The organism is Salinivibrio sp. YCSC6, from assembly GCF_004916735.1.
Classification (GTDB): Bacteria; Pseudomonadota; Gammaproteobacteria; order Enterobacterales; family Vibrionaceae; genus Salinivibrio; species Salinivibrio proteolyticus.
Genome location: NZ_CP039517.1, coordinates 12,454 through 26,089, shown reverse-complemented (window position 1 = coordinate 26,089; position 13,636 = coordinate 12,454). Strand labels below are relative to the sequence as shown.

Here is a 13,636-nt window from a genome sequence, read left to right as displayed (position 1 = left end):
TGAGTCAGCTAACTGCCATGTGCAAACTAAAAGGGGAAACCGCTAAGCCTTGAAAACAGGCGCAGCACAAGGAGAACCATCATGGATACATTACAACAGCACGTGATCCCAACCGATGACGATCTGCTTGCCGACCATCTCGGCAATGCTACCGGCTTCGAGGAAGACGACGTATTTAGCGATGATGTAGAAGACGCATCCCGCTAACGGATATCATTGCGTCACTCGTCAGCAGTGACGTACGAATCTTTCAGTTTTAACGCAGCGCTGACAACGTTCCCGCCGCCATTTTGCTAGGTTGTCAGCAAATCCACCGACTTAACGATGCGTCATGAAAAAAATCCTTTCGATGTCCATGCTTTTTGCTTCACTGCTTTCTTTCAATGCATTTGCTGCGCCGGAATTGATTGCCAAATCCACCCTCGATTTTGGGGATTTTGAGAAGACCGCCAATATCGAGATCCAAGGAAACATTCAAGAAGATGTGCTGCGTTTAGCAGAGCGTGGCGTTCAAGATCAAGACGCAGACTATTTCGTGATTGAACACATTAACGAAGACACACAAGAAGAAGTGTTAGTCGTCTCGGTGAGCCTGTACCGTGAACATGCCACTGACAACCAACAAATGGTTGAAGACCGCCTCGGCTAGCAGATTATCCAAACACAGGCGAGTAGCTGCTGGCCTGTGTTTTCCCACCTGACGTCCGTGCACGCTATTTGCTACACTTGCCGCTCTTAATAAAACTAAAACGAGCAATGTCGTGATTGGAACCTTAGATAAACTGCGCACAGAAGCCGGCGCAGAGGTACAGTACTTTCTGCGTGTCGGTGACGAAGAGCTGCATCTCAACCCTCTCCTTGGACAAACCCTAACCCTGACCCACACTGGCAATATCTTTTGCGATGCGTGTGGACGAAAAACAAAAAAGAGTTACTCGCAAGGCCATTGTTATCCGTGCATGAAAAAGCTCGCCCGCTGCGACATGTGTATTATGAAACCTGAAACCTGCCACTATGCACAAGGGACGTGTCGCGAGCCAGAATGGGGAGAGCAGTTCTGCATGACAGACCATATCGTCTATCTGGCCAACACGTCTGGGTTAAAAGTCGGGATTACTCGCGCTAACCAAATGCCAACTCGCTGGCACGATCAAGGCGCCACGCAGGCTCTTCCGCTGTTTCGGGTAAAAACACGCCATATTTCTGGGCTGGTTGAAGTCGCCATTGCACAACATGTCGCGGATAAAACCAATTGGCGCGCGATCTTAAAAGGCGACAATGGTCAGCTCGATCTCCACGCCGAAGCGACGCGACTTACTCAAGCGATTGAATCGGAACTCGCAGATATTCGCCTACAGTTCGGTAGCGATGCGGTTCAGCCCGCCGAGCTGGATGCATTGAGCTTTAGTTACCCTGTCACTAAGCACCCTACCAAGATCAGTTCGCATAATTTTGATAAACACCCTGAAGTCAGTGGTGTGTTACAAGGGATCAAAGGTCAGTATCTGATCTTTGATACGGGCGTGATCAATGTGCGCAAGTTTACCAGCTACGAGGTCAGCGCGTCGCACAGTTAATCACGCGTCCAATCCGCGACACTGTGCAAGTGATGATTAACGCTTGCACAGTGTGCTTTTCTCACGACCTCCAAAGGAAGATGCTGTTCATTTCAGTCAGATTATTGCGGTTGAATACCGGTAATATCTGAGATCAACGCAATATGTTGAGCACTTAACGGCAGTGACCAACGAACATCGCCAGCATCAGCCACCAACACATTGGCATCTGCAATCATCTGTAACGAATCGGATTGAACCTGCATACTTAATTTCATTGCGGGCAATTTGATCACCACTTCATGCGCGGTCACGATTAGCTTACCGTGTTCGATATCAACCACCATCTCCCTCAGTCCTCCAACGATTTATCAGCACGCTTATCGGTGAGCACCGCCATCGTGAGTCGGCTCACACACACGTCTCGACCTCGCTCATCGTGAATAGTGATATTCCACACCTGAGTGGTTGCCCCAAGATGCACAGGACTTGCCACGCCAGTCACTGTTCCCTCTCGCATCGCACGCAAGTGATTAGCATTGATATCTAACCCAACACAATACTTACCTTCGGGCACACACATGTTTGCCGCCAACGATCCCAGCGTTTCTGCGAGCACCACAGACGCGCCACCATGCAACATGCCTAAAGGTTGATGGGTATGGGGAGCCACAGGCATGGTCCCAGTGAGGCTCGATTCATCAAATGCCGTATACTCTATGCCCAAGTGAGCAACCAGGGTATTGCTCGAAGAAGCGTTCAAAGCCTCCAATGACATCGCTTTTTTCCAAATGCTCACACTTTGCCTCTATTTTTCATCGTCGCTGTGGATGTTTGTCATACTGTTGGGTGGGGATCAAGCTACATGTCATGACAGCCCGATATTGAAAACGGCGCCCAGTCGATTACTATACGTCAGTTTTTCAGCAGCTTGCCATCATCAACGAGTATAACCATAAAGGGAGCCCTCATGCTACGCATCGCAAAAACCGTGTTCTTGTCAGCAAGCCTCACGATATTGCTCTCAGCATGCGCACACTCTCCCACCGGACGCAATCAACTATTACTGTTTTCCGGTGACCAAATGGCCAACCTTGGTCAACGCTCTTTCGAAGAGATGAAACAGTCTCAGCCGATTAGTTCCGACCAAGCCATCAATGCCTATGTACAATGTGTCACCGATGCTATTTTGGCCGTCGTGCCCCCACAAGCCGATTTCTCCGAATGGGAAGTAGTGGTGTTTGACAGCGAGCAGGTCAATGCCTTTGCGTTACCGGGAGGGAAAGTGGGCGTATACACGGGTTTACTCAATGTGGCAGACACTCCGGATCAACTCGCGGCAGTCATCGGGCATGAAATCGGACATGTGCTAGCCGATCACAGCAACGAACGCCTATCTCGCTCTCAACTTGCCACGCTGGGACTCACCATCACAGGTATGTCAATGTCTGACAGCCCATACGCTGCGATGGCAATGGCCGGTTTAGGGCTTGGCGTGCAAGTGGGGATATTACTGCCCTACAATCGCGCGCAGGAGTCTGAATCTGACAAAATTGGCCTACAGCTCATGCATCAAGCTGGCTTTGATCCGAGTGCGAGTGTCACCTTATGGCAAAACATGGCCGCGGCCTCAAAGGGAGCGCCGCCAGAGCTGCTTTCGACCCACCCATCGCCTGATACACGGATTCAAGCGCTAGAAAAAGGTGTAAAGGCGCTTCCTCAAGTGCCTCACCGTTTAACGCCAAACTGCGAAAAGCCCAGCCAGCCTCATTAGCGTAAACATTTGATTAACATCGTGAAGAGCGTCACATACTGCCCTAAATCTCGCTGATGCAAAGGATCTCAGCCGCGTTAGGCCACCGGCATCACACAAAAAATTAACTTATATGTTACGCTTAAGTTTTAGGCCATACGCAGCGAACACCACTTGTGATGAAGCAGTTGTTGATGTTTCTGTTAAGCGTCTTGCTTGTGCCGGTAGCCTTTGCCACGCCACAGAGCCAAGTCGACCTATTCGATCAGATGTTTGAAAAGAATACGCTGGCGATGATGCTGATCGTGCCAGACAGTGGTGAAATTGTGGCTGCCAACCCCGCCGCGAGTCGATTTTATGGCTATTCAATCGCTGAACTAACCCAAATGGGTATCAATGATATCAACGATTTACCACCAGATGCGATTGCTGAAGAGCGCAAACTGGCTAAACTTGAAAATCGTAATTATTTTGTCTTTCGCCACCGTATAGCCGACGGAACTACCCGCACCGTAGAAGTCTCGTCGGTGCCTGTTGACTATCAGGGCACGACATTACTGTTCTCAATTATTACTGATATTAGCGATCTTCGCGCCACGCAAGAGTCCCTTTGGCACTATCAAAACCGGCTCGAACAAATGGTCGAGACACAAACCGAGCAAATCGCAAAGCAAAAAGATCATCAACTCGTCATTACATCACTGATCATCTTTCTTTTAGGCGCAGGGCTCGCGGTCATGTGGTTAGTGCTAAGCAAATCCAGACGGACGGAGTACGAGCTAAAACTCGAACGGCGACGTCTCGATGAAATCATTCGCGGCACCCATGTGGGCACGTGGGAATGGCATATTCCCTCTGGGGAGCTGGTGATCAATGAACGCTGGGCCGAAATCTTGGGTTACCAGAAAGAAGAGCTTACTCCAGCCTCGTTTGAAACCTGGAAAAAACTCTGCCATGGCGACGATTTCAGCCGTGCATCGAAAGAGATAGAAGCCGCGTTCAGTGACAATAATCCCTTTTATGAGTGTGAATTTCGCATGTTGCATAAAGACGGATTCTGGGTATGGGTATTGGCGAAGGGCAAGATTATGGAGTGGGACCGGAACCACCAACCGCTACGGATGGCCGGTACCCATCAAGACATCAATGAGACCAAACGCTTATATCTTCAATTCGAGCATATGGCGCATACTGACACCTTAACCGGTGCTTTAAATCGTGTTGCGTTTAAACAACGTGCCGATGTCGTCATGGCTCAAGCACGTCAGCAAAGCGCTCACTTTGCGCTTTTGTTTATCGACCTTGATGGCTTTAAGAAAATAAACGATACCTATGGCCATGATGCGGGAGACTGTGTACTCATTGAAACCACCAAACGAATGGGCCATAGCATCCGTAATTCCGACACGCTAGCACGACTCGGCGGGGATGAATTTGCGGTGATTCTCGAGTACACCAGTCAGCCTGACGATGCTGCGCGCGTGGCAAGCAAAATTATTGCCAGCCTCGATAAACCATTTGACGTGGGAGACGGACAACGGGCGCGACTCTCTGCCAGTATTGGCATTGCTTGCTACCCTGAACATGGCGAATCCGTCGAACAACTACTCAATTGCTCTGACGCCGCGATGTATTACGCCAAAAAGTCGCTATCTGGCGGCACCTACGCTTTTTGCGAGCCGGAACATCTATCATCGTCACCCCGCGACGATCAAAAGTAAGCAAGGTTATGACGATGCAGTTCGAGTCGGTGCAGTGGCTCGGGGCGTTTGGCTTGCTAACGCTTCATTGGTCACATCTTGAATCGAAATAAACATATGATTCACCTCGCCGCGTGTATTGGCCATGGGGTGCATGGTAACGTTTTGATACATAAAGGGAAGCTGCCCGGTAATAGGACGCACGTGACGGCAACGAAACAAGTAAGGGCGCTGCTGCCAGACAATAAAGCTGCGGCAACGTAACTCAAACACCGGCTGTGATTTAGCGCGAAACCAAGGCTCGTTGATTTCCGGAAACACCTCAAATAAGGTGCGATTTTGCACATCCTTAGCGTGTTTGCCGCTGTGGTGAACCATAAAGCCGTTCCACATCTGAATTTGGAAATCTTTGTCTAATACAATCAATCCCATATCGATGTGTTGCACCATATCGAGCATCCAATGGAATTGATCAAAATCTTCTGTCATGCCTTACTCCTCATCCATCAGATAAGCCAACTTCGCATCCAATAAAGGTAGCGATTCATCCAGTAATAAAAGCAATAGATCGCACTTAATCTCGGTGCCATCAATCTGGTAGCTCACTTCAATGGTCACCGTGCGTTTCCAAGAGCCTTTCATCGCGGCTATCAAATGGTCCGCTTCGACATGTTGTCCCATTAATGCCGGATAGCTTTGCGAAAACTCGAGCGCAGCTTGCTCACCGAGCCCTCGCAAAAAGGCACTAATCAAGATATTGCTGATGTCGACCAACAGCTCAAGTTCATTATCGAGCGAGCCATCATCGGGGTAATCCAACAAGTCAATCATGTCACTGATACTGGAATCGCTGATCAGCATTAATGCTTCACCGGCAATCCCTTCGCCACTAAAACCTTGGCATACGCCGTTCATGGTATCTGACTGTGCCAAGTGGCGAATCGTCATGGTCAATTCAGTGACCTCAAACACGTTAACCTGCGGCAGAGGCATGTGAACAAAGACACCACAATGACGCGCGAGTTTATCTGCCGCCTGCCCCATGGCGATGTTGACCACTTCCATATATATATCGCGCCGGCTCAGTTTCTCCTTCGGTGCATGGGAGCGCTCGGTTTCCGAGGCGGTTGCAGTAGGGAGATAGGCCTTAATTAAAGCCTCAACGCGCTCGCGGCTAATAGGTTTTTTAACAAAGTCTTTCGCTCCCCGTTCAAGCACTTGCTGCTGAGCGAGCGGCTGAATATCACCAGACACCACCACGACGGGGACTGTCATCCCAGCGGCTTGCATCGCTTCAAGGGTTTGATAACCATCCAATTCCGGCATGGTTAAATCAAGGAACATAATATCGATCGACTGACTGTTTAAAACATCTAAAGCCACCTTGCCATTCTCGGCAAAGTGCACCTCAGCATCTAAATCTTTGGGTAAGGTTCGCGCGAGCTGCTTACGCGCCAGTGCGGAATCATCAGTGATCAGAATTTGTGTGGTCAAAAGCCTCTCCTTGTCGACTTCTTAACTGAGGGTGTGGCTGGGTCAACACAGTAAGCATAAACCAAGATGAACAGGGATGAGGGCAAACCAGTCAAAATACTGTCTTTATCGGTCACTGGTTTGAGTTTCAGCCAAGTCACAGAGTGCTTGAAGACGATCCGCGCGACTGATTAAATGAGGATGTTGTAAGTACAAATGATGCAGGCAGACCAAGCAAAGCTGAACACAATCGTTCACCTTTTCACTGATCGTTTCTGGGTCTTCAAAAAACTCGCCCGTCAGCAACGCCTGCCAATCCTCTGCGAGTGCACTAATCATAGAAATATCTAACGGCGCATTCACAAGATGACGCGCCGCAGGTTCAATGCGCTCCATGTCATCACTGGCAGCAAAAATGTTTCGCAACGCAATAATCGCATCCACCAGCGCCCCTTGCGTGTTGGGACGTTTTGCCGCGGCATATAAGCGGGACATGGCTAAACGAATGCCGCTCGAATCCGTATCATCGACCAACATGCTCCATCGCTCGATGTCCACCAAATCGAGTTCACCTATCGCGATAGGATCGCTGGTTTCGGCCACTGAGCCAAAATCTTGCCGACGATTATCCAGCGAAAAAGGATCAATGCGCCAGACCCACTCGGGCGCGACAAAGGGTTTGTATTCTGTGAGGTAGCAAAGCGCCATACACAAAGTGATATTGAGTTCCGTGGTTTGCTGATCGGTATTGGCATCCATCACTTCATCTGGCCAATCGTCATCTTCGAGGAAGTCACCAAAGTTGATCGCAAACGCATAGCCCGACTCCAACATAAAACCGTTATTGCGTCGTTTGGCCATTAACCCCGGCGCTTGAAGTACGTATTCAGCAATACTCGGGGTATAGCGGCGAATGCTTCCCCATTTGGTATCCAATTCCGCTAAGTTGGTGAGTGCCGCATTACGAAATCCAACAAACATCGGAATATGCGCCACTTCGCCATCGGCAAGACTGCGGGCGATGTCCAACATTTCTTGTACAGTGCTGACAAAGCGATCCGCAGAGACGATCCCGCGGATCCGCATCAAGTCATAACTGTTGATTAAAATCGATACCGGCAAGCTCGCCAAACTCACTACACCACGATGCCCGGTTGCATCTTTGTAGTCACCGAACGTTTGCTGAGGATCATTACCTATGGCGTCAAACAAGCGCTCGAGGGACGGATCAGCCAAAATACGCTTTTGCACAATCTTACTGATTGGAAACTGTTCGATAGCAGCCGTTAAGTAACCTGCCCCACGATAGAAAAGATGAGGACGGTGGCCCGCTTTGATCAAAAAGAGTGGATAGAGCTCACCGGCAAGCTGACAAAAGGCACTGATAAGCGGATCAACGCTATTAACACGCGTTGCCAACTCTCCACCTTGTTGTGCGCGCCACACATTGAAAATATGACGGCCATTTTGCATCACATGGGGCAGACGATAGAAGAAAGATTGCTCGCTCTCCCCCTGCTCCACCGCAGACACACGTAGCTGTCGACACAGCTCGACATATTGGTTGAGTGTGTCGCGCTGTGTGCGGCTTAGCCCCAATTTTTGCATCAAGATCAGTCGGCCTTCCGCCTCTGTGACATTGAGAATGTAGCTCACCACCCGGTGACCCATGGTTTTCACAAAGTGCGGAATAGCCGGATAGGACATCATGCTTATCCGCCTATTTTTAATCGAAAAATCAATCCAGTTTTTATCACCGTTATCGGCAGAAAACGGCAACTCTTCACCGTGACTATCGTTAACATCGTACTCGTCACATCGTCTCGTGAAAGCTAAGTATAGCTATCTCAACAAGTAACGGACGAAGGACAAAAACAGAAACAATTTTGTGACGACTCAATGCGGGGGAATGCTTGACCAAGCTGTAGCACGCATCTATTCTAGCGTACAAGTGTACGCTTAAATAAAGATAACGAGTTATGGATACCAAGGCTTCAACCTCTCCCCCTCAGAAACCACGCTTAATCTGGTTAAACATTAGCGTGTTTACGCTTACTTTTTTGATTGCCGCAATTGGTACGCCATTGTGGGCATGGCATCATGGCTTTGATTGGATGCAGATCACTGCGCTGATTGTCGCTTTCAGCTTTTGCGGCCTGTCGATCACCGCCGGTTATCACCGGTTGTGGGCCCACAAAACCTATCAAGCCCATCCGGCTCTGCGCTTTATCTTCGCTATTGGTGGGGCATTTGCGCTGCAAAACAGCGCGCTTCATTGGTCGTCAGATCACCGCATTCACCACCGCCATGTCGATGACAACGATGTTGATCCTTATTCGGCCAAGCGCGGCTTTTGGTTCTCACACCTTGGTTGGATGCTGCGCGAATACCACCCCAACCGTTACGGTGACTACAGCAACTGCCGCGATCTGCAAAAAGATAAGATCGTGATGTGGCAACACAAGCACTACCTTGCGCTGACACTGGCCACCAACTTTGGCTTCCCTATCGCGTTTGGTTTGCTCCATGGCGATCTTTGGGGCGCGATTTTACTGGTCGGCTTTACTCGATTGGTGCTAAGCCACCACACCACCTTTTTCATTAACTCATTGGCGCATGTGTGGGGCAGCCAGCCTTATACCGATAAAAATACCGCGCGGGATAATGGTGTGCTTGCCTTGATGACCTTTGGCGAGGGCTACCACAATTTTCACCATATTTTTGAGAACGACTACCGTAACGGCATTCGCTGGTGGCAGTTTGATCCCACTAAATGGCTGATCAAAACCGCATCTTGGCTAGGCCTGGCGGAAAAATTGCGCGTGACCCCCGAAGAGAAGATTGAAAAAGCGCGTGCGACCATGCAATTGCAGCGTGTCACACAGCAGCTTAGTGACAAGCCAAACGCATCGCATCGTCTGCAAATCCTGCAACAAGAGTATGATGCCTTGGTCGCCAAAATGGCGGACTACTATACGCTGAAAAAACAGCTGTTAGCGCTCGAGCGTGACAAGCTGCGCGAAAAAGTCGAGAACGCCGAGCTAACCCAGCAATACAAAGATTTAAAAGTGCGTTTTCAGCAACAAAAACGTAGCTGGCAGGTGCTCACCGCCAAATACGCCAGCTAGCCGCGACGAACAAGCGACACACGACAAACCGGCCACTGGGCCGGTTTTTTATCGGATAAGAACGCGCCGCTGGCAAGATCTGTGTATGCCTGTTAGTTAGACGGGGTAAGGAAAGAAAGCAGGATCGACTCTAGCTCATCCCAAGGTAAGGCGTCGGTATCGATCACTTCGATGCGCGACTCGGCCTGTTCAATCGACATAGGCGTCACAGTAACCACCTGATTGGCGACGTTAAACGCGTAAAACCCCTCGTCTGTATTGACCACCGCTTTAATCCGTTGGGCGTTGATGTTGCTTAATAGCCCATATAAAGCATCAAAGGGAAAGCAACAGTGCGCGGCGAACAACCAGCCGCAGCTGACATAACCCTGCCCTTGGTTTTCTTTGCGGGTATAGGTATCGTCCGGGCCCAGAGCGAGTGTGGTCATCGGCTCGGCATCGTTGTGATGGTGATGATAGTGCGCTTGACGGGCATGACGCGGTAACGCAAGCCACGCGGTCTCGAGCGCCCCCTGCTCAACGCCGGTTACCAAGCTTTTCTCGCCATCAAACGCGGCGACATAATTATAAAAGGTGGCGATTTGCGCCTCGCTACACTGATCAAGCTTGTTGGCCACCACCACATCCGCGAGCGCGATTTGATCATGAAAGTTTTGATTTTCACGATAGCGCACATCATCAATACAACGCGGATCCACCAAAGTAATGGTCGCGCCCAACGACAAGGTGCCATCGAAAGGCGGCTGAGTCAGCTTACCGATAATGTCTTTGGGATGACCGAGTCCGGTCGGCTCAATCAAAATCCGATCCGGCTGCTCGGCGAGTAAGGTATTTAGCCCCACTGTCATGGGTAAGCCAGCCACACAACACATGCATCCGCCCGGTACTTCCTTTACCAGCGCACCTTGTTCAGAGAGGATAGCGCCATCAACACCCACCTCACCAAACTCGTTCACCAAGATAGCCCAACGCTCATGCTCGGGTTTATTCGCTAATAAATGACGAATCGCCGTGGTTTTCCCCACGCCAAGAAATCCAGTGATAATGTTGGCTGCGATCTGACTCATGATTCTATCCGCTCCTTACTTGTATCGGCGTAGTGTAACGGATTGCGCCACACTCGTCGCCTTTTGGTCACACGCATGGAAAGTGTCCATGTGCAGTTCAGTGAATGGCACAAAAAATGATGAAATATCATGCACTCACTGCAAGTGGTGATCATTACCAATAAAAGCTTGGTAGAATGAAAGGTTCGCTAACACACTTCTTAGGAGGAAGTATGCTGAATCCATCAACGGCAAAGTCGGTGATTGACCATGCCCTGTTTTTAGGCGCGGACTTCGCCGAACTCTTTGTCGAACGCCATCACTCAGGCAACGTAGAGCTGTTGTCTGGTGAGGTGGATAAAGTGAGCTCAGGGATTGATTTTGGTATTGGTATCCGGTTGTTTTTCGGTCATAAAGTGCTTTATGGCTACACCAACAGCCGCGATGAAGAACAATTGAAAAAAGTCACCAGCTTGCTGTGCGCGCGTGACAAACGCGATCAAATTGCCACTGCGGGACCGCTCAATTTATCCCATTTAAATGACAAGCACCCGGTGTCTGAGCCGTTATCGTCGGATCAACATGTCGCCGATAAGGTGGCGTTCTTACGTCAAGTGGATGCTCGCATTCGTGCCGAGAGCGATAAAATCGCCCAAATTATTGGTCGTGTCGGCCAACGTGAGCAACAGGTCGAAATTTTTAACTCTCATGGCCTGCATGTCACAGATACCCGCCACTACACCCGTATTGCCGCCACGGCGGTCGCCACTAACGGCGAGGAGCAATCAACGGGCTTTGATGCCCCCGGCGCGCTCACAGGCTGGGAATTCCATCAGGATATCGATCCGGTTGAGCTTGGCGAGCGTGTCGCACGACAAGCGCTGGTTAAACTCGGTGCCCAAGCCTGCCCATCGGGCGAAATGCCGGTGGTGATTGGCAACGGCTTTGGTGGAGTGATTTTCCATGAAGCCTGTGGCCACTTGTTAGAAACCACCTCGGTTGCGAAGCAAGCTTCCGTCTTCCATGACCAAATGGGCGAAATGATTGCAAGCCCTGTGGTAAGCGCGGTGGACGATGGCACCTTGGCGAATGCATGGGGCTCAATCAATATCGATGATGAAGGCATGGAAACCCAGCATACCCAGTTGATCAAAGACGGTAAGCTCACCTCCTTTATGGTCGATCACATGGGTAGCCTGAAAACCGGTTATGCGCGCACCGGCTCTGGCCGACGTGAGTCTTATAAATTCGCACCGACCTCGCGGATGCGAAACACCTTTATTGAGCCCGGTAACGACAGCTTAGACGCCATGATTGGCTCCATGGAGCGTGGCATCTACGCCAAGAAGATGGGGGGCGGCTCAGTACAACCCGGCACCGGCGAGTTTAACTTTGCGGTCCAAGAAGCTTACTTGGTCGAGGACGGTAAGATCACCGTGCCACTCAAGTCTGCCACCTTAATCAGTACGGGGCCTAAGGTGCTTAAAGAAATCAGCATGGTCGGCAAAGATCTTGCCCTTGCCGCCGGTATGTGTGGCTCGGTGAGCGGCTCAGTCCCCACCACCGTGGGCCAACCTGCATTGAAAGTCGATAACATCCTAGTAGGAGGCGGTAACGCATGAGTGAGCAAACCATTAAAGCAACCCTAAGCGATGCCGTCGATCAGGTCCTCAGCTTGGTGAAACAGCAAGGTGCGCAAGCAGACGTGATTGCCAACGCCAGCGAAAGCTTGTCACTCAAAGCCGACCAAGGCGATCTCTCCGAGCACAAAGTCACCGCCGGTCAAGTGATCGGCGTGCGGGTGGTCAAAGGGGATCAAGTCGCCACCAGCTATTCAGAATCGCTAGATAGCGACAGCCTTGCCAGCATGGTGAACGCCGCACTCACCAACGCAAGCTTTACCAAGGCCGATCCGGATCAGCAAATTCGCGCTGAAGGGCAGCAAATTGATCAGCAAGATCCTAGCTTACTGCAAGCAGATAACACCCCGATTGAAGACAAGATCGCGTTGGCGCTGGCCCTTGAGCAAGAGGTGGTCAGCCAACCCCGCGCAACGGGTGCGCCCTATAATGGTTACAGTGAGCAAACCCAATATCAGTTGCTTGCCAATACCTTAGGCACACGCTGCTATCACAGCGAACGTAGCTTTAGTTGCTACACCGCAGCACTGCTCAATCACGACGGTAAGCAAGCGATGCATCTCGGCGCGTCAGTGTCACGCCGCTTTGCTGATCTTGATCTCGCCCATGCGACCCAACTGGCCTACCAAACCGCTGACGCCTTGCTTGAGGGTGGCCCAGTGAAAACCGGTTTGTATCCGGTGATTTTTGAGCATGATTGTCTCAGCGAATTGCTGGGCGCCTTCGGCAGCTGCTTCTCCGGCGATGCCGCCAAGCGCGGAACCAACCCGTGGCGTGAAAAAGTCGGCAAGCCCGTTGCAGATAGTTCGCTAACCATCACCGATGTAGCAAGGCTTGATGGCGGGATGCGTATTAAAGCGTTTGATAGCGAGGGCTTTGCCACCGCCGACACGCCTTTGATTGAAAACGGCGTCTTAGTCGGCTTTTTACACAACAGCGCCACGGCGCAGTATTTTGGTGTTCCCCACACGGCTAACGCGGGCCGCAGCCCCAAAGGCGGTTTGGATGTCACTTCTCGTCATGATGTGATTGCCGCAGGTAAGCACAGTGATGCGGACGTGCATGCCGGTGAATACCTTGAGTTGGTGTCACTGCAAGGGGTGCATTCAGGCGCGAATGCCATAAGTGGCGACTTCTCTTTCGGTGCAAGTGGGTTTGTTTGCCGAGATGGCAAACGCGTTCGTCCGGTTCGCGGGATAACGGTGGCTGGTAACTTCTATACCATGCTCAATGAGATAGAGGCGATCGGCAATACCGTGTTACCTAACTATGATGGCGCCTTCTTTGCGCCACGCATCCGCTTCGCCCGCTTATCCATCGCGGGTGAATAACATCGCATC

General features: G+C 50.7%; 14 protein-coding genes. 8 read left to right on the top strand and 6 right to left on the bottom strand.

Annotated features, from left to right (window positions below; genetic code table 11):
* Positions 1–81 precede the first annotated feature (81 nt).
* The 3 genes from E8E00_RS17415 (at position 82) to E8E00_RS13960 (ending at position 1,577) form a co-directional block, all read left to right on the top strand.
* Positions 82–207 (top strand): hypothetical protein, encoded by a 126-nt coding sequence (locus E8E00_RS17415; protein ID WP_256369738.1) that lies wholly within the window; start codon positions 82–84, stop codon positions 205–207.
* A gap of 124 nt (positions 208–331) precedes the next feature.
* On the top strand, positions 332–649 hold the full coding sequence (locus E8E00_RS13965) for a hypothetical protein (protein ID WP_077640674.1): 318 nt from the start codon (positions 332–334) through the stop codon (positions 647–649).
* A 112-nt stretch (positions 650–761) separates the two neighbouring features.
* Complete coding sequence (locus E8E00_RS13960; protein WP_096632655.1) at positions 762–1,577, top strand: DUF2797 domain-containing protein; 816 nt, start codon at positions 762–764, stop codon at positions 1,575–1,577.
* Between the two features lie 101 nt (positions 1,578–1,678).
* Here the strand turns inward: E8E00_RS13960 and E8E00_RS13955 are convergent, their stop codons facing one another.
* Positions 1,679–1,903, bottom strand: coding sequence for a DUF3389 family protein (locus E8E00_RS13955; protein WP_069586918.1), 225 nt, complete (start codon positions 1,901–1,903; stop codon positions 1,679–1,681).
* Positions 1,904–1,908: 5 nt separating this feature from the next.
* The gene (locus tag E8E00_RS13950) at positions 1,909–2,355 is read right to left on the bottom strand and encodes a hotdog fold thioesterase (RefSeq protein ID WP_069586919.1); all 447 of its coding nucleotides are present in this window, start codon (positions 2,353–2,355) and stop codon (positions 1,909–1,911) included.
* A 171-nt stretch (positions 2,356–2,526) separates the two neighbouring features.
* Between E8E00_RS13950 and E8E00_RS13945 the strand changes: the two genes are divergently transcribed.
* Positions 2,527–3,330 (top strand): M48 family metallopeptidase, encoded by an 804-nt coding sequence (locus E8E00_RS13945; protein ID WP_096632657.1) that lies wholly within the window; start codon positions 2,527–2,529, stop codon positions 3,328–3,330.
* 173 nt (positions 3,331–3,503) lie between these two features.
* A complete protein-coding gene (locus E8E00_RS13940; RefSeq protein ID WP_168174095.1) occupies positions 3,504–5,030 on the top strand; it encodes a sensor domain-containing diguanylate cyclase in 1,527 nt (508 codons plus the stop codon).
* 6 nt (positions 5,031–5,036) lie between these two features.
* Here the strand turns inward: E8E00_RS13940 and E8E00_RS13935 are convergent, their stop codons facing one another.
* The 3 genes from E8E00_RS13935 to E8E00_RS13925 all read right to left on the bottom strand — a co-directional run bounded on the left by E8E00_RS13935 (position 5,037) and on the right by E8E00_RS13925 (position 8,192).
* Positions 5,037–5,498 (bottom strand): PAS domain-containing protein, encoded by a 462-nt coding sequence (locus E8E00_RS13935; RefSeq protein ID WP_069586922.1) that lies wholly within the window; start codon positions 5,496–5,498, stop codon positions 5,037–5,039.
* 3 nt (positions 5,499–5,501) lie between these two features.
* A complete protein-coding gene (locus E8E00_RS13930) occupies positions 5,502–6,503 on the bottom strand; it encodes a response regulator (protein WP_069586923.1) in 1,002 nt (333 codons plus the stop codon).
* Between the two features lie 105 nt (positions 6,504–6,608).
* Complete coding sequence (locus E8E00_RS13925) at positions 6,609–8,192, bottom strand: hypothetical protein (RefSeq protein WP_096632661.1); 1,584 nt, start codon at positions 8,190–8,192, stop codon at positions 6,609–6,611.
* 269 nt (positions 8,193–8,461) lie between these two features.
* On the opposite strand from E8E00_RS13925, the gene E8E00_RS13920 reads away from it, so the two are divergent.
* Positions 8,462–9,610 carry a fatty acid desaturase gene (locus E8E00_RS13920; RefSeq protein ID WP_096632663.1) on the top strand — a complete coding sequence of 383 codons (1,149 nt, stop codon included), beginning with the start codon at positions 8,462–8,464 and terminating at the stop codon, positions 9,608–9,610.
* Positions 9,611–9,702: 92 nt separating this feature from the next.
* On the opposite strand, the gene E8E00_RS13915 is transcribed toward E8E00_RS13920, so the two are convergent.
* Positions 9,703–10,677, bottom strand: a complete 975-nt coding sequence (locus E8E00_RS13915; RefSeq protein WP_069586926.1) for a GTP-binding protein — start codon at positions 10,675–10,677, stop codon at positions 9,703–9,705.
* Positions 10,678–10,889: 212 nt separating this feature from the next.
* Between E8E00_RS13915 and E8E00_RS13910 the strand changes: the two genes are divergently transcribed.
* The gene (locus E8E00_RS13910) at positions 10,890–12,278 is read left to right on the top strand and encodes a TldD/PmbA family protein (RefSeq protein ID WP_077772511.1); all 1,389 of its coding nucleotides are present in this window, start codon (positions 10,890–10,892) and stop codon (positions 12,276–12,278) included.
* Complete coding sequence (locus E8E00_RS13905) at positions 12,275–13,627, top strand: TldD/PmbA family protein (RefSeq protein WP_096632665.1); 1,353 nt, start codon at positions 12,275–12,277, stop codon at positions 13,625–13,627. Before E8E00_RS13910 ends, E8E00_RS13905 begins: the two co-directional genes overlap by 4 nt.
* The last annotated feature ends 9 nt before the right edge of the window (positions 13,628–13,636 follow it).

Excerpts from the sequence above, each read along its gene's own strand:
- E8E00_RS17415 (WP_256369738.1), top strand. The coding sequence starts at position 82 with ATGGATACATTACAACAGCACGTGATCCCAACCGATGACGATCTGCTT.
- E8E00_RS13965 (WP_077640674.1), top strand. The coding sequence starts at position 332 with ATGAAAAAAATCCTTTCGATGTCCATGCTTTTTGCTTCACTGCTTTCT.
- E8E00_RS13955 (WP_069586918.1), bottom strand. The coding sequence starts at position 1,903 with ATGGTGGTTGATATCGAACACGGTAAGCTAATCGTGACCGCGCATGAA.
- E8E00_RS13945 (WP_096632657.1), top strand. The coding sequence starts at position 2,527 with ATGCTACGCATCGCAAAAACCGTGTTCTTGTCAGCAAGCCTCACGATA.
- E8E00_RS13940 (WP_168174095.1), top strand. The coding sequence starts at position 3,504 with ATGTTTCTGTTAAGCGTCTTGCTTGTGCCGGTAGCCTTTGCCACGCCA.
- E8E00_RS13935 (WP_069586922.1), bottom strand. The coding sequence starts at position 5,498 with ATGACAGAAGATTTTGATCAATTCCATTGGATGCTCGATATGGTGCAA.
- E8E00_RS13925 (WP_096632661.1), bottom strand. The coding sequence starts at position 8,192 with ATGATGTCCTATCCGGCTATTCCGCACTTTGTGAAAACCATGGGTCAC.
- E8E00_RS13920 (WP_096632663.1), top strand. The coding sequence starts at position 8,462 with ATGGATACCAAGGCTTCAACCTCTCCCCCTCAGAAACCACGCTTAATC.
- E8E00_RS13915 (WP_069586926.1), bottom strand. The coding sequence starts at position 10,677 with ATGAGTCAGATCGCAGCCAACATTATCACTGGATTTCTTGGCGTGGGG.
- E8E00_RS13910 (WP_077772511.1), top strand. The coding sequence starts at position 10,890 with ATGCTGAATCCATCAACGGCAAAGTCGGTGATTGACCATGCCCTGTTT.
- E8E00_RS13905 (WP_096632665.1), top strand. The coding sequence starts at position 12,275 with ATGAGTGAGCAAACCATTAAAGCAACCCTAAGCGATGCCGTCGATCAG.